This is a genomic window from Ruegeria arenilitoris, assembly GCF_013032855.1.
Taxonomy (GTDB): domain Bacteria; phylum Pseudomonadota; class Alphaproteobacteria; order Rhodobacterales; family Rhodobacteraceae; genus Ruegeria; species Ruegeria arenilitoris.
In genome coordinates this window covers 175437-190358 of the sequence record NZ_WQDA01000001.1, presented here as the reverse complement: position 1 = coordinate 190358, position 14922 = coordinate 175437, and the positions used below count along the sequence as shown (strand labels likewise).

At 62.1% G+C, this 14922-nt stretch carries 12 protein-coding genes; 6 read left to right on the top strand and 6 right to left on the bottom strand.

The genetic code is table 11. The annotated features are described in order from the left end of the window. Positions 1 to 2: 2 nt before the first annotated feature. Positions 3 to 701 (bottom strand): fumarylacetoacetate hydrolase family protein, encoded by a 699-nt coding sequence (locus GOW72_RS00895; protein ID WP_170364459.1) that lies wholly within the window; start codon positions 699 to 701, stop codon positions 3 to 5. A gap of 776 nt (positions 702 to 1477) precedes the next feature. Between GOW72_RS00895 and GOW72_RS00890 the strand changes: the two genes are divergently transcribed. Both GOW72_RS00890 and GOW72_RS00885 read left to right on the top strand, forming a co-directional pair. Then, positions 1478 to 2911: a pyridoxal phosphate-dependent decarboxylase family protein gene (locus GOW72_RS00890; RefSeq protein WP_170364457.1), complete on the top strand. Its 1434-nt coding sequence runs from the start codon at positions 1478 to 1480 to the stop codon at positions 2909 to 2911. Continuing rightward, positions 2911 to 3678 (top strand): HpcH/HpaI aldolase family protein, encoded by a 768-nt coding sequence (locus GOW72_RS00885; RefSeq protein WP_170364454.1) that lies wholly within the window; start codon positions 2911 to 2913, stop codon positions 3676 to 3678. The genes GOW72_RS00890 and GOW72_RS00885 overlap by 1 nt, the downstream gene beginning before the upstream one ends. 7 nt (positions 3679 to 3685) lie before the next feature. On the opposite strand, the gene GOW72_RS00880 is transcribed toward GOW72_RS00885, so the two are convergent. Beyond that, positions 3686 to 4828, bottom strand: a complete 1143-nt coding sequence (locus tag GOW72_RS00880) for a DUF3095 domain-containing protein (protein ID WP_170364452.1) — start codon at positions 4826 to 4828, stop codon at positions 3686 to 3688. 136 nt (positions 4829 to 4964) lie between these two features. Between GOW72_RS00880 and GOW72_RS00875 the strand changes: the two genes are divergently transcribed. From GOW72_RS00875 to GOW72_RS00860, 4 genes are all read left to right on the top strand, one after another. Then, a complete protein-coding gene (locus GOW72_RS00875; RefSeq protein WP_170365966.1) occupies positions 4965 to 6137 on the top strand; it encodes an MFS transporter in 1173 nt (390 codons plus the stop codon). 20 nt (positions 6138 to 6157) lie between these two features. Then, positions 6158 to 7189: a glycosyltransferase family 4 protein gene (locus GOW72_RS00870; protein ID WP_170340800.1), complete on the top strand. Its 1032-nt coding sequence runs from the start codon at positions 6158 to 6160 to the stop codon at positions 7187 to 7189. A 103-nt stretch (positions 7190 to 7292) separates the two neighbouring features. Next, positions 7293 to 8315 (top strand): aspartate-semialdehyde dehydrogenase, encoded by a 1023-nt coding sequence (locus GOW72_RS00865; RefSeq protein ID WP_170340798.1) that lies wholly within the window; start codon positions 7293 to 7295, stop codon positions 8313 to 8315. 487 nt (positions 8316 to 8802) lie between these two features. Continuing rightward, positions 8803 to 9225: a hypothetical protein gene (locus tag GOW72_RS00860; RefSeq protein ID WP_170340791.1), complete on the top strand. Its 423-nt coding sequence runs from the start codon at positions 8803 to 8805 to the stop codon at positions 9223 to 9225. A 52-nt stretch (positions 9226 to 9277) separates the two neighbouring features. On the opposite strand, the gene GOW72_RS00855 is transcribed toward GOW72_RS00860, so the two are convergent. The 4 genes from GOW72_RS00855 to GOW72_RS00840 all read right to left on the bottom strand — a co-directional run bounded on the left by GOW72_RS00855 (position 9278) and on the right by GOW72_RS00840 (position 14897). After that, positions 9278 to 11197: a DUF3604 domain-containing protein gene (locus GOW72_RS00855; protein WP_170364450.1), complete on the bottom strand. Its 1920-nt coding sequence runs from the start codon at positions 11195 to 11197 to the stop codon at positions 9278 to 9280. A 162-nt stretch (positions 11198 to 11359) separates the two neighbouring features. Continuing rightward, complete coding sequence (locus GOW72_RS00850; RefSeq protein WP_244952294.1) at positions 11360 to 13459, bottom strand: acyltransferase family protein; 2100 nt, start codon at positions 13457 to 13459, stop codon at positions 11360 to 11362. 144 nt (positions 13460 to 13603) lie between these two features. Beyond that, positions 13604 to 13915: a P-II family nitrogen regulator gene (locus GOW72_RS00845; RefSeq protein WP_093963956.1), complete on the bottom strand. Its 312-nt coding sequence runs from the start codon at positions 13913 to 13915 to the stop codon at positions 13604 to 13606. Between the two features lie 4 nt (positions 13916 to 13919). Then, the gene (locus tag GOW72_RS00840) at positions 13920 to 14897 is read right to left on the bottom strand and encodes a sodium-dependent bicarbonate transport family permease (RefSeq protein WP_170364445.1); all 978 of its coding nucleotides are present in this window, start codon (positions 14895 to 14897) and stop codon (positions 13920 to 13922) included. Between the last annotated feature and the right edge of the window lie 25 nt (positions 14898 to 14922).

Genomic DNA, 14922 nt, shown 5'->3' with positions numbered 1-14922 from the left:
ATCTATTCCGCTGGTCCGAGGGTCAGGCGGATGGGGTCCAGCCCATCGATGCCGCCGGTCAGCACATCGCCGGCGACGACCGGGCCGACACCGGCGGGCGTTCCGGTCAGGATCAGGTCGCCGGGCCGCAGGTGATAGAACCGGGACAGGTGCATGACGATCTCGTCGATCTTCCAGATCAGTTCGGACAGGGTGGCGTCCTGCCGGACCTCACCGTTCACGCTCAGATGGATGCGGATGTCATCGGTCGGCGCCCAATCGGCGGCGCGGGTCAGCGGCGCGAACACCGCGCCATTTTCCACATCCTTGCCCAGATCCCAGGGGCGCTGCTTGTTGCGCTCGCGGACCTGCAGGTCGCGCCGGGTCATGTCCAGCGCGCAGCAATATCCGAACACGGCATCCCAAGCCTGCTGCGACGTCGCCTGAAACACCGGGCGACCAATGGCCAGAGCCAGTTCCATTTCGTGATGATAATTCTCGGTGCCCGGCGGGTAAGGCACGGTTTGCCCGGTCAGAATGGCATTCTGCGGGGACTTGGCGAAATAGAACGGCGCCTCGCGGTCAACCTCGTTTCCCATCTCGGCCGCATGGGCGGCATAGTTCCGTCCCACGCAGAAGATGCGCCCCACCGGATAGGTGTTGGCCTCTCCAACTACTGGTATCTGCACCACATCCGGCAGGGAAAACAGAGATTTGGCCATATTGCATCCTTTCCTTCATATTGCCGCGCAGACTAAAGGAGACACTCCGCTGTTCAACCCGGCAAACACGCCGATTATTGCCGGCCCGCCTGTACGTTTCGGCGCGAAGTTGCCAAGGCCGCGGACCTGGGCGCAAACCAGTTTCATCCGCGCAGACTATCCGTCTTTATTCTAGGGAAACTTGGGACCGCCCTGTTTAATAAACCGCACAGGCCGCGCATCATGAACAGAAATATCGGGCAGATATTCGAAGGCAGCGCAACAGGCCCATTGGCCGCGTCACTTTATTGCGACTTGGTTTCGCGGTCAGGTGCGCTAGGTTTTCTTTCAGGCGGTCGGCGCGCCCAGCCAATCAAGCTTTGTTCATCAGCGTGCCACCGTCACGAATACCAAGGAAAAATTACGGTTTCGGAGAACCGCCGCTCTGGCCTCATCCCCCTGGGTGCTTGGGCTGCGCTGTCGGGGTGCAATTTGGGCACCTCACATTCTCCGATTCAGGGCCGGAGCCCTTCAACACAGGGATTCTTTGGCCCCGGGCCAGGCAAATAACTTCAGACACCGTCTGGCCACCCCGCCGGAGTCGACCCCTAGTTTCTCCGGCGGGGTTCTCCGATCCGCACAGCCGGTGCGATTTTCTTTATTAGAGCCTGAGTTTGGCCCGAACGGCCGCCACGGTCCCACCTCACAGCGCCATCGTCGTCCGGAATTTGATTGACCTGCCCGCCTGCATCGCCATCACTTGCCCGCGAAAGATGCGAAGGCGGAAGGCAAGGCAGATGAGATGGGATGAATTCTCGGAATGGGGCAAACGCATTTCCGAGTGGACGCAGCATTATCACCAAACCGTCGGCCAGCACCCGGTGCGCGCCCGGACCGAGCCCGGCGAGGTGCTGAACGCGCTTCCCGCGACGGCGCCGGAACAAGGCGAACCGATAGAAGGGATTTTCCAAGACTTTGAGCGGATCGTGATGCCCGGCATCACCCACTGGCAGCATCCGCGCTTCTTCGCCTATTTCAACTCGAACGCCTCGGCGCCATCGGTGCTGGCCGAGTTTCTGGCCAGCGCGATCGCGCCGCAATGCATGCTGTGGCAGACCTCGCCCGCGGCGACCGAGCTGGAAACCCGGATGATGGACTGGCTGCGGCAGGCACTGGACCTGCCCGAAGGGTTCGCCGGTGTGATCCAGGATTCAGCCTCGTCGGCCACGCTGGCCGCCGTTCTGACCATGCGAGAAAAGGCGCTGAACTGGCAGGGCAACCGTCAGGGCCTGTTCGGGCAGACACCCTTGCGCGTCTATTGCTCGTCCGAGGTGCACACATCGGTCGACCGCGCCATCTGGGTGGCCGGGATCGGGCAGGACAACCTGGTGCGCATCCCGATCAAGGGTGACTGGCGCGGGATGGACCCCGCAGCGCTCGAGGCCGCGATCCAAGCCGATCTGGACGCCGGCCTTCACCCCGCGGGGGTGATCCTGTGCGTCGGCGGCACCGGAACCGGCGCGACCGATCCAGTGGATGCGTGTTTGAAAGTTGCGCAGAAATACGGGCTGTATACGCATGTGGATGCGGCCTGGGCCGGGTCGGCGATGATCTGCCCCGAATACCGCCACTATTGGCCGGGGATCGACCAAGCCGACAGCATCGTCTTCAACCCGCACAAATGGTTGGGGGTTCAGTTCGACTGCTGCGCGCATTTCCTGAAAAACCCCGACGATCTGGTGCAGACGCTGGCGATCAGTCCCGAATATCTGAAAACCCATGGTCAGGACGGGATCATTAATTATTCGGAATGGTCGGTGCCGCTGGGCCGCCGGTTTCGGGCGCTGAAACTGTGGTTCGTGATCCGCGCCTACGGGCTGGAAGGCTTGCGCGCGCGGTTGCGCAACCACGTCAACTGGTCGCGCGACCTGCATGACCGGCTGGCGGCCGAGCCGGATTTCCGGATCGTCACCCCGCCCATGTGGTCCCTGTGGACCTTCCGATATGAGCCACCCGGCGCCGCGGATCTGGACGACCTGAATCTGCGGCTGGTGAACGCCATCAACGATGACGGGCGCATCTATCTGACCCAGACCCGAGTCGATGGCGACATCGTCATCCGCTTTCAGGCCGGCCAGTTCGAAACCACCGAGGAGGACGTCCGGATGGCCTTTGACGTGATCACCGAAATCGCCCGCACCTTGCCCACACCCCCGCAGGAGGACCGCTGATGCCCGCCCCCAAAAACCCGTTCAAACAGGCTCTGACAAAGGGCGAAATGCAGATCGGCTGCTGGATGAGCTTTGCTGAAGCCATCACCGCGGAAATCATGGGAACCGCCGGTTTCGACTGGCTGGTGATCGATGGCGAACATGCGCCGAATGACATCCGTTCGATCCGCGATCAGCTGATTGCGCTGGCCAACAGCCCCTCGCACCCGGTGGTGCGGCTGCCCATCGGCGAGACCTGGATGATCAAGACCGTGCTGGACGCCGGCGCCCAGACCATTCTGGTACCGATGGTCGAAAGCGCGGATCAGGCGCGCGAGCTGGTTCGGGCCTGCCAGTACCCGCCCAAAGGTGTGCGGGGTGTCGGGGCCGCCGCAACACGGGCGACAATGTACGGCACCATCCCCGATTACGTGGCCACGGCCGACCCCGAAATCTGTTTGCTGGTTCAGGTGGAAAACCTTGCGGGCATGGCCGCGCTGGACGACATCCTTCAGGTCGAGGGCGTGGATGGCGTTTTCATCGGCCCGGCCGATCTGTCCACCGACATGGGTTACAAAGGCGACAGCACGGTGCCGGAGGTGCGCACCGCCATCGCCGATGCTTTGAAGCGGATCCGGGCGGCAGGCAAGGCGCCGGGTATTCTGGGCACCAATGATGAAGCGGTTCAAGCGTATCGGGACATGGGCGCGCAGTTCCTGGCGGTCGGTATCGACGTCATGCTGCTGGCTCAGGCCGCCCGCGGGCTGGCCGCGAAATGGCGTTCCTAAGGGCGGCTCACCCCTGCATTGCGGCGGCGGCCTGCGCATAGCCGCCCGATGCACCATCGACGAAATGTACGTGATCGTCGCGCGTGGCGGCGGGCACGAAGCAGGTCATCATCGCCTCTTGCTGGGAATGGATGCCATATCTGATTTTGCCGCGTCCGCGCGCATCCTCAAGGGTCCGGGCGATGCGCGACAGGGTCTCGTCGTCGCAATCCAGCGTCATCTTCAACCCGTCATCAAATTTGCGGAAATCCGCATTTCGGCTGACCATGTTCTTGTAGTGGCCCGGCTCAAACTCGCCCAGTCGCTTGCCCGATTTGAACAGCAGCCAGATCAGCAAGTTCTGCACAAGCAACGCGGCCTTGCGCACGGCCAGATTGCGCCCAGCGCGCGAAACATGGGCATCCAGTGCAAGCCCCGGAGGTGGCCACTTGATCGGAGGGCCGCCGGCCGGCACGGGATGACCCGCGCGCTCCAGAGCCTCGGATGCGGACAGGACTGATTGCGCCAGATCAGCAAAGTCGCGTTCTGTCGCCTGCGCAGTGGGCTGGATGACAAGTGAAACGATCTGCCCATGCCGCGCAGGGCTGTTGGACCAGCGGCAGGACAGTCCCGTCAGGTCAGGCTTTGCGTCGGACCCGGCGGGCGGAACCTTGTACCGGCCAGCTTTCATCTGCTCCTCGGCCCAGGCCAGTCCGCCACCCGTGAACATAGCGTAATCCACCCCCGAGGACGGCGCATAGCGCGCCACCCGCAAGTCGAGCCCCTCCGCGCGCAGGTCGGACACAGGAACTAAAGCCGCACGCAGCGCGATGCCGAACTCGGTTTCCGCCCAACTGCGCAGCGCAGCCAAGGTGTCGCGCGCCACGTCGGCATCCTCCTTCGGGATGGCAAATCCGGCGCCGTCGCCACCAAAAACATAGGGAAAAACCCGCCCGCTCAGCGCGTTGATCATGCCTGAGATCACCGCCGCGCCCACCATGTTCACCGTCTTGTAGCGTCCACGCGCGATTTCGCCGGTCGAGTCCACGATATCGGCGACGCCCACGATCCAGTCATCCGGGACCGGGGTGAATTGTTCCGGATCCGACAGGGCAAGAAAGTCGCGTGCAATGGGTACGCGGTCATAGAATCCGATATCGGCGGTCTTCATTGTCCCTCCCGTTTGCTTGCCGCAATGATAGCGTAGTGCGGGGGCGTTTCCCGATACTGCAACATATCACACGCGCTTGTGCATGGCATCGGGACGTGCCAAGCATCCCACCAAGGCGGACGGCAAGGAGACCGACATGCAGGCAGGTTTGGTGATCTTGTGTCTGGCCTATGTCCTCAGCCAGTTCTTCCGCGCGTTCCTTGCGGTTCTGACTGCCGATCTGGCGCGAGACATCGGCGCCACGCCCGAAGATCTGGCCTGGGCCTCGGGTCTGTGGTTTCTGGTCTTTGCGGCGATGCAGATCCCGGTGGGCTGGGCGCTGGACCGGGTTGGCCCCCGGCAGACGGCGGCGGTTCTGCTGCTGATCGGCGGCGCGGGTGGGGCCGCGGTGTTCGCGCTGGCCGCGACGCCCCTGCATGTGGCGGTGGCGATGGCGTTGATCGGGGTCGGGTGTTCGCCGGTTCTGATGGCCTCGTATTTCATCTTTGCCCGCGAATACCCGCCCGCGAAGTTCGCTACCCTGGCCGCTGTTATGCTGGGCGTGGGGTCGGTCGGCAACCTCGTGGCCTCGTACCCCACGGCGCTGGCGGTCGAGCTGATGGGCTGGCGCGCGACTCTGGCGGGGCTGGCCGCGATCTCAGGCGCCGTGGCAGTGGGCATCTGGGTCACGGTCAAAGACCCCTCGCGGGTTGTGTCCGAGCAGAAAGGGTCGGTTTTGGACCTGCTGCGCGAACCTGCGCTTTGGGCGATTTTGCCGTTGATGCTGGTGGCCTATGCACCCTCGGCCGCGTTGCGGGGACTGTGGGCCGGGCCGTACCTGCTGGACGTGTTCGGGCTGAGCGCCACCCAGATCGGGCAGGCCACGCTGGTCATGGGCGCCGCGATGATCGCGGGCACTTTTGCCTATGGCCCGCTGGACCGGCTACTGAACACCCGAAAATGGGTGATCTTCGGCGGCAACGCGCTGGCGGTGCTGGCGCTGGGGCTGCTGGGGCTGTGGGTCGCCGAGGCCGTCTGGCTGTCGGTTCTACTGATGGCGCTGATCGGGTTTCTGGGGGCATCCTTCCCGGTGATCATGGCGCATGGGCGCGCCTTCATCCCGGCGCATCTGGTGGGGCGCGGCGTGACCCTGCTGAACCTGTTTGGGATCGGCGGCGTGGGGCTGGCGCAATTCGCCACCGGCCGCATCCATGCGGCGACGGTGGACATGGGGCCAACCGCACCCTACACAGCGATATTCGCCTTCTTTGCCGTCACGCTGACGATCGGCTGCGTGATCTACCTGTTCAGCCGTGACAGCATGGAGTGAGACCCGCAGGAGCGCGCGCCGTGAACGACCCCGTTGTTATTGCCCCAAACCTAAAACGCCGCCTGTCCGGCGTGACCGCCACGATCGCGCGGCTGGTGCCGTTGCAGGCACAGTGGATCGACATCGCAGCCACCGGCCCGGGCCTGCCTTCGGACATCCCGCACATCCCGCTGGGCCGCCTGCCCTTTCTGTCGCGCAAGACGCTGCGGGTCTGGCACGCCCGCCGCAACACCGAGATGCTGCTGGGCCTGATCCTGCGCGACCTGCTGCGGCTGCGGCTGAAACTGCTGTTCACCAGCGCCTCGCAGCGGGCGCACACGGGCTATACCAAGTGGCTGATCGGCAAGATGGACGCGGTGGTGGCGACCTCGCGCAAGACGGCCGGATACCTCGAGCGCGACGCGCAGGTGATCATGCACGGCATCAACCTGCAGGATTTCACGCCACCCGCCGACAAGGCGGGGCTGCGGACGCAAATGGGCCTGCCCGACGGGCTGCTGCTGGGCTGCTATGGCCGCATCCGCCACCAGAAAGGCACCGACGCCTTCGTCGATGCGATGATCGACCTGTGCGGGCAGGTCCCCGACGTACATGGCATCGTCATGGGCCGCGCGACCGAGAAACACAGCGCTTTCCTGACCGAACTGAAGGACAAGGTGGCCCAAGCCGGCCTGTCCGACCGCATCCTGTTCAAGCCCGAGGTCACCGTGGACAAGATTGCCCAATGGTACCAGGTGCTGGATCTGTTCATCGCCCCCCAACGCTGGGAGGGGTTCGGACTGACCCCCCTCGAAGCGATGGCCTGCGGTGTGCCGGTGGTGGCCACCGATGTGGGCGCATTCTCCGAGATCGTGACCGACCCGACGCTGGGTCGGGTGGTGCCTCCGGGCGACATTCCGGCGCTGGCCGCGGCCGCGGCCGAGATGCTGGCGGACCGTGATTCCCTGGCCCGCGCAGGCCGGGCCGCCCGCGCCCATGTGGAACGGAATTTCGACATCAACGGCGAGGCGCAGGCCCTTGTTGCGCTCTATCAGCAGCTGCTGAAGGCCTGAGTCGCCGCAAAACTGCGTCATTCGGTCAATTCCGCCGCGAAGGCCCTTTTTTATTTTCTGCAACGCGGCTATGAACGCGCGTCCTTAATTCAGGAGACTAGACATGGGCTATCGCGTCGTTGTCGTCGGCGCCACAGGTAACGTGGGCCGCGAAATGCTGAACATCCTGGCTGAACGCCAGTTCCCCGTGGACGAAATTGCCGTTCTGGCAAGCCGTCGTTCGCTGGGCACCGAAGTCAGCTTTGGCGACAAGACACTCAAGACCCAGGATCTGGACACTTTCGATTTCACCGGCTGGGACATGGCGCTGTTCGCCGTGGGGTCCGCCGCGACCAAGGATTACGCCCCCAAAGCGGCAGCGGCCGGCTGCGTGGTGATCGACAACTCGTCGCTTTATCGCTACGACCCCGAGATCCCGCTGATCGTGCCCGAGTGCAACCCGCAGGCGATCCACGACTACAAGAACAAAAACATCATCGCCAACCCCAACTGCTCGACCGCGCAGATGGTAGTGGCGCTGAAGCCGCTGCATGACCGCGCCAAGATCAAGCGCGTCGTGGTCTCGACCTATCAGTCGGTGTCGGGCGCCGGCAAGGAAGGCATGGACGAGCTGTGGGATCAGACCAAGGCCGTCTACAACCCGATCAACGAGGTCGCCCCGAAGAAATTCCAGAAGCAGATCGCCTTCAACGTCATTCCGCATATCGACGTCTTCATGGAAGACGGCTCGACCAAGGAAGAGTGGAAGATGGTCGTCGAGACCAAGAAGATCGTCGACCCGTCGATCAAGGTCACCGCGACCTGTGTGCGGGTGCCGGTTTTTGTCGGACATTCGGAGTCGGTGAACATCGAGTTCGAGGAATTCCTGGACGAGGACGAGGCCCGCGACATCCTGCGCGAAGCTCCGGGCGTGATGGTGATCGACAAGCGCGAGGCCGGTGGCTATGTCACGCCGGTTGAATGCGTCGGCGATTTCGCCACCTTCATCAGCCGGATCCGTCAGGACTCAACCGTAGAAAACGGCCTGAACCTGTGGTGTGTCTCGGACAACCTGCGCAAAGGCGCGGCCCTGAATGCAGTGCAAATCGCCGAGCTGCTGGGCCGCGAGGTCCTGAAGAAGGGCTGATAGCCGGACCAGACTGAAATCTTAAAACCCCGCGGCATGGGCTGCGGGGTTTTCATTTTTTTGGCAATGCGAGAAGGAAGGCGCGCCAGGCATCACCGCAGGTTCTGCCCAAGCAAAAGTAAATTCGCCAGGTGAATATCTATTATTCACATAATCAATTTTTCATATTTCACAGCTGCTGGTATTTTTCCGCCCATTGAAGGCGCCTTCGTTTCAATCTCAGCCGAGGGGAAACGAGCCATGATTGACCAAACAGAGCCTGACTTGTCGCAGGAACCGGGGTTCGACACCGCGCGATCCCACGTGCTCTGGAACCGCTGACTAGGCCCATGTTTTTCTGGCCTTCGGTGCTCGACGCCGCACTGCCAGACGGTTCGGGCCGGGTTGGGCAGCGTGGTTTGGATGCCCGCGTCAGAACACACCTTTTTTCGGCAAACCCAGTTTTCAGCGCCCCGTGCGGCTCATCGAATATTCAAAGGAGACCGTTATGACCAGATTGCCCATCTTTTTTCTGACCACCGCAGCCATATTTGCCGTTTTGGGCATGTTGTGGGGAATCCAGATGTCGGCCAGCCATGATCACACGCTGTCTCCGGCACATGGCCACCTGAACCTGATCGGGTTCGTTGCGCTGGCAGTGTTCGGATTCTACTACGCTCTGACCCCCGAGGCGGCGCGCAGCGGTCTGGCGAAACTCCACTATGGGCTGTCCGTGGCAACGGTGCTGGTGCTCGTTCCCGGAATCGTGCTGGCAATCACCGAAAGGGGCGAAACCCTTGCCCAGATCGGATCGCTTCTGGCCGTTCTGACCATGGTCCTGTTCGTGTTCATCCTGCTGCGTCACGGTTTCGGTGCGACAGACGCGGACAACCGCAGGCCGGTGGCCGGCAACCCCAACCCAGCCGAATGAACAAGACCGCCCCGCCTGCGCGAGGCGGGGCTTCGCTTCACGGAACGACCGTTTATCCCGGGGTGTACCAGATCGGCGACGTATAGGCCCGTTCGGTCGTGATCATCGGAACATAGTCCGGCATCTCGATCCCGAACCGTTTGGCCTCGTAGGCGGTCCAGCGGGGGGTCGGGATCTCGATCACACGGGCATAGTAGAACGCAGACAGGTTGGGGTCGAAATCCGGATCCTGCCACGTGGTGATCAACTCACTTGCCCCGATGGTGTTGGTCCAGGTGGCGTTTTCGACATCGACGGTGTTGCCGACTTCGGGCAGTTTGCCGTTCTGATCCAGCTGTCGATCGCCGGCCCAGACGACGTTGTAGACTTTCTCCTGCAAGGCCCCGTCGGCATCGACCCAGCCCTTGACGATCTGAATGCGATCCAGGTTGCCGGAAATCGGGTCCTTCAATGCAAAAACAAGGAAGTTCGGAGCCCGCCCATCGGGAGACGCCTGCAGGTTGCCCCCCATCGGCACGCCTTTTTTGTAGCCGGCATCCGCAGGAACACGGCTTGCGGCATCCTCATCGGTGAAGTCATAGCCGCCGAAAAACCGAACCCCCATACGCGACCCCGTGGTCGCGTAGGTCTCCCTGCGCTGCATCGCGTCAAAGATCGCCTCGCGGGTGTTTTCCGTCGCCCAGACCGCACCCAGTCCACCAGCGGCCTGTTTCCAGCCATAGATCGACAGCTCTGGATCGGGTGCTTCGATTACCAGGTGTTCCCAACGGTTCGGGCCGGGCTCGACCCCGGAATGTTTGCCGAAAAAGTTGTCTTCCTGGGCCGTTGCCATACCGGTATGCGAATCCGTCGCGCCGACCATCCCGAACTTGAACGGGTTCACACCCAGCTCCTGTTCGATCTTGAGCCCGCGCTTCAACGCCTCGCGTGCATACTCACCGGCCAGCATCTCTGGTTGCTTCAACTCGGTTCCGTTCAGATTGGCCGCGTCCCATGTGTCGAAATCTGCGAACTCATCATCGGGGCTGAGGAACGGATGCGCCTCACCGTCGCCCTTGATCTGCGTCGGTTCGTACAGCGGCTCGAACCGGGCGCGCAGACTTGCGATCTCTTGGGTCAGTGCGGATCCATCATAGGCGTTCAGAGAGAACATCCGCCCGTTCGACAGGTTGCCGTTATGCGCGATGGCCAGGACCTCGCCGCCTGTCCGTTGCTCGTATTCGGCCAGAAAGGCCCACAGGTCCTCGGGGTTCTTGCTGTCATATTGCGAGAACGGGCGGGTCTGGTTGGCCCGGTCGCGCCCATCGCGGAACAGCACGTTCCGGTGAAGGTTATTGGCGCCCTCGGTGGTGTATTCATAGCCGATGATGGCTGAAAAGACCCCCGGCTCGTTGAAGCTGTCCGCGAGGGCCGTGTACGCCTCCCACGCATGCTTGATGGCCTTCGGGTTGTCGATGGGCGGGACGTCATCCGACAAAGAGGCGACGATCTCCATTGCCGTGTCAAACGCAAGCTGGCTGTCACCCGCCGTCAGCGCCTCGTACCAGGCCTTGCCCTGGGGCGTCGCCAGAACCTCGGCGTCTCCGGCCAACAGTTGCGGCATCAGCCCGTACATCTCGGCATGGTCCGAGACGACCAGCCAATCGAGCGGACGGGACAGCTTGGCCCGAAGGCCGTGGGTTGTCGTGACCTCTTCGCCGCGGGCAAAGCGAAACGCCTGTTCCTGGGTCAGCCGGGTCATCGTGCCGGCATCAACCGAAACCGAAGTATGCAGATGCGAGTCTCCCCACAGCGGCCGTTGGGGAAAGTTCCGCCCCGCATAGGGAGAGAAATCATCAGGCGCCAATACGACGTCCGTGCTGTCCTGCTCAGTCTGGAACTCCTGCGCGGACACGGATGTGGCGGTCAGCGCGGCCAGACAGGCCAACGTCCACAAAGGACGTTGTGAAACGATTGCGAAAGACTTGGTCATGAAATCCCTCCCAGGTGTGTCATTTCCATTCGGTTGGTTCCGGAAATGACGGCATCCTATCACGAATTTGGATATACGAATAAAATTTACTATCGACAGAACCCGGACCTCGCGCTGCAGTGGTTCAGCGCGCGGGCGATAGACCAATCCAGGGCTGAGGAATCACTCTCCGTTCGAGTCTCTCTGGGCCAGGTCGGCGTTCTGTTGATGCTGGCTGCAGGTACGGTCATTAGCGGGACCCACAGCGCCAGTGTCGGCTGCCCCGTCAGGTTCGTCCCCGAACAGGAACCATCCACCGGTGCGGCACCCAAGTTCGCGCGAACCTTCTTTCGAGAGATGGCGACCATCCCGATAGTATGCCGTCGAGCCGTCGCTGGCGCGACACATGCCGTCAGCATCGCAAAGTATCCGATCCAGCCAGACGACCTTGTGGCGGCCCTCGAGCTGGTGCAGCATCTCAGCAACCTCAAGAAGCTCCGGCTGAATGTCGGCGAACGGATAGTCGCACAGATCCGGGTCAGCGCCTCGGAGTTCGGCATTCACCACGCAATAGCCCAGGTTTTGGCCATTCGAGGGGGGCGGAGACACGACGATCGGGGTTTTACCGGCAGACACAAGCCGTTCGAGCGTTTTTTCCAGGTTCCGCAGAACCGTGCTCTGCGGGCCCGCGGGGTCCATTGCGCCGTCAACGGCAGCAAGTCCGCCCGGCTCGAACAGGTAGTAGAACGGCGATGAGACGATGACATAGTCAATGCTGTCGGTCGAAGTGACATAATCCAGCACCTGGTCGCTGAAATCCAGACAGGCCTGCGGGGATTCTCCGGTCCGGCCGCGATCGGCAAAGGCGATACCGGCGATCGGCGCACAGAGCGACTTGGTCAGCTGGACGACCCCAAGCTTGGGGTAGGCCGCGGTCAGGCCGACGACCAGATGCATGGCGAAACTGTCCCCCCAAACCGCAACCTTGGGAGACTCGGAAGTCGCACAGCTGTCAGGCACCGGCATCCGACCGTTGCATTCATTGCTCAAACCGCGGTTCGGAGCCAGGCTTTCGGTCAGCCTTGGCAGATCGAGATCGCGCAGCGCCTTGCGATCCGGCGCGCCATCGGTTGCGAAGATCGCCACCCCGACCGAGAACACCAAAGCCGATATCGCGGCGCTTCCGATGAAGATCCCCCGGCGACTGAACAGACCTTCCCTGCGACGGCGAAAGGGTTGCTCGACGAAGCGCCATGTCAAGGCGGAGAGCACAAAGGCCAGCACGACAAGGCTGGCGACGGTCAGCGGCGAGGGCGCCGGAACACTCCGGATCTTGGCAAAGACCAACAACGGGTAGTGCCACAGGTAAAGGCTGTAGCTGATCAGGCCGATCCAGACCATGATCCGAGACGACAACAGCGCCCCCACCGGGTCCCGTTGGCTGGAAAAAAGGATGACCAAGACGGTTCCCAGAACGGGCACGACCGTCAGGAATGACGGGTGCGGCGTGTACCGGTCGAATATCACGTAAGACACCAGCAGCCCGGCCATGCCCAGCAGGGGCAGAACCGTCGAGAACCGCCCCTTGTCCTGCCGCGGAACGAAGGCGCATATCGCGCCGGCCAAAAGCTCCCACGCGCGGGTATAGATGAGGTAGAACCCTGCCCTCGGTTCGTTTTCCGATGTCCACTGCGCCAGCAACAGACTAGCCAAAAGCAACACCGTTAGGCCAATGATGCAGGTCCGGGTCCCTCTTCGAAACAGAAACAGCAGCAGTAGCGGAAACAGCAGGTAGAACTGTTCTTCCACCGCAAGGCTCCAGGTGTGGAGGAGCGGATGCATGTCGAATTCATCCGCGAAATAGTCCTTGTTCCGGAAGAAGAAGACGTTCGACAGGAAAACCGCGACGGATGACAGGCTTCGCGAATAGACCCTGAGATCGGCCGGCAGCATCCAGATCCACGCCAGGCAGGTCGTCACGGCCAGAACCACAAAAAGGGCCGGAAGAATCCGCCTGGCTCGCCTTTCGTAGAAATCAACGATGGACAACCGTCCGCGTTGAATATCCCCGATCAGAAGCGACGTGATCAAGTAGCCGCTGATGACGAAGAAGACATCAACACCCAGAAACCCACCGGACAGCCATGACAATCCGGCGTGGTAGAAGACCACTGGCAACACAGCTATTGCCCGAAGGCCGTCAATTTCCCTTCTGTAGGCGATGCTCAAAACGGCCAACCTCAAGATGCTGGCTGAAATGCTAGCGCCCGTCCCGGTTGCCATCAACGATGTTTGTCAGTCAGCCCGCTCTGAAGGAAAATGTGTGGTTTTGCGAACAGGGGTTTGCCTGTTCGCTCCGCACATCGTGCATGGGTCCACGCCATGAATCCGGTAGTTAGGCGCGCATCCGATCCCAAGATCTCCGGGTCAGAAACGCTCGGCCCGCAGAACCTGGCAATCGGTGACGCTTACAACCCCGATATGGCGATCAAGTACGGGAAGGATCGCGCTCAGCAGCCCGTCCAAGCGGTCGGGGCGAATGATGCAGATGACCTGAACCATCCCGCTGGCGCGGCTGACCTGGCCAGAACGGCTCCATTCACCCGATCGTCCCGATCCGCCGAGCACCGGCAGGATCGTGAACCCGGTCACACCTTGATCGACCAGAGCATCCGTCAGACGGGATTTCACGATGGCTTCGATGGTGATCTCGACCCGTTTGGCATCATGTGTCTGCATCGTCTTATCCTCCGGTAACGGCCCGGGCGACCGAGACGTAGATCGGCAGGCCCAGCGCCAGGTTGAATGGGAACGTGACGCCCAAAGACAGGGTCAGATAGATGGACGGGTTCGCCTCGGGCACGGCCACGCGCATCGCCGCCGGAACCGCGATGTACGAGGCGGAGGCGCCCAACACCATCAGCAACACCGCTCCGCCGGTGGACAGACCCAACAGGAGCGCGGCCACCAACCCGGCACCGGCCCCGATCAGGGGCATCAGCACGCCGAAGCCAAGCAGACCCATCGTGATCAGCCCGCGCCCGGCACGCAATCCGCGCCCGGCGACGATACCCATGTCCAGCAGGAACAGGCACAGAACCCCCTTGAACGGTGCGACCACGAAGCTGCTGATCTCGGCCAGACCGTCCTCGCCCGTGATCCAGCCGATTGCAAACGACCCGACCAGCAGAACGATCGAACCATTGAGGGCAATCTCGCGCCAGAGATCCGAGTCCATCCGGCGGGCTCCGCCGCCGCGGGAGATCAGCCACAGAGCGGACAGGATCGCCGGCGCTTCCATCGCCGCCGCAACGGCCACCATGTAGCCCTCGTACATCAGGCCCTGACTTTCCAGAACCGACGTACCGGCCACGAATGTGACGATCGAGATTGAGCCGTAATGCGCTGCAACCGCGCCTGCGTTGACATGGTCAAGGTTGGTCAGCACGCGCAACAGGCCGAACGCCACCAGGGGCAGCAATGCGGACAGAATGACACCTGCAATGAGGGACAAGCCAAGCGTGGCGTCGATCCCGTGTGCGGCAACACTGACACCACCCTTGAAGCCGATCGCAAACAGCAGATAGATCGACATCGCCTTGGCGATGGCCTCGGGAATAGTCAGGTCAGATCGGGCCAATGCGGCTGTCAGACCAAGCACAAAACTGAGAATGATCGGCGAGACCAGATTGTCGGCCGCCAAAGACAACAGGTTTTCCATACAGTCACCGCACCCTAATTGAACT

Bases quoted from the DNA above. Each gene is read 5' to 3' on its own strand.
- GOW72_RS00840 (WP_170364445.1), bottom strand. From the start codon at position 14,897: ATGGAAAACCTGTTGTCTTTGGCGGCCGACAATCTGGTCTCGCCGATC.
- GOW72_RS00850 (WP_244952294.1), bottom strand. From the start codon at position 13,459: ATGGCAACCGGGACGGGCGCTAGCATTTCAGCCAGCATCTTGAGGTTG.
- GOW72_RS00885 (WP_170364454.1), top strand. From the start codon at position 2,911: ATGCCCGCCCCCAAAAACCCGTTCAAACAGGCTCTGACAAAGGGCGAA.
- GOW72_RS00855 (WP_170364450.1), bottom strand. From the start codon at position 11,197: ATGACCAAGTCTTTCGCAATCGTTTCACAACGTCCTTTGTGGACGTTG.
- GOW72_RS00875 (WP_170365966.1), top strand. From the start codon at position 4,965: ATGCAGGCAGGTTTGGTGATCTTGTGTCTGGCCTATGTCCTCAGCCAG.
- GOW72_RS00860 (WP_170340791.1), top strand. From the start codon at position 8,803: ATGACCAGATTGCCCATCTTTTTTCTGACCACCGCAGCCATATTTGCC.
- GOW72_RS00865 (WP_170340798.1), top strand. From the start codon at position 7,293: ATGGGCTATCGCGTCGTTGTCGTCGGCGCCACAGGTAACGTGGGCCGC.
- GOW72_RS00895 (WP_170364459.1), bottom strand. From the start codon at position 701: ATGGCCAAATCTCTGTTTTCCCTGCCGGATGTGGTGCAGATACCAGTA.
- GOW72_RS00880 (WP_170364452.1), bottom strand. From the start codon at position 4,828: ATGAAGACCGCCGATATCGGATTCTATGACCGCGTACCCATTGCACGC.
- GOW72_RS00890 (WP_170364457.1), top strand. From the start codon at position 1,478: ATGAGATGGGATGAATTCTCGGAATGGGGCAAACGCATTTCCGAGTGG.
- GOW72_RS00845 (WP_093963956.1), bottom strand. From the start codon at position 13,915: ATGCAGACACATGATGCCAAACGGGTCGAGATCACCATCGAAGCCATC.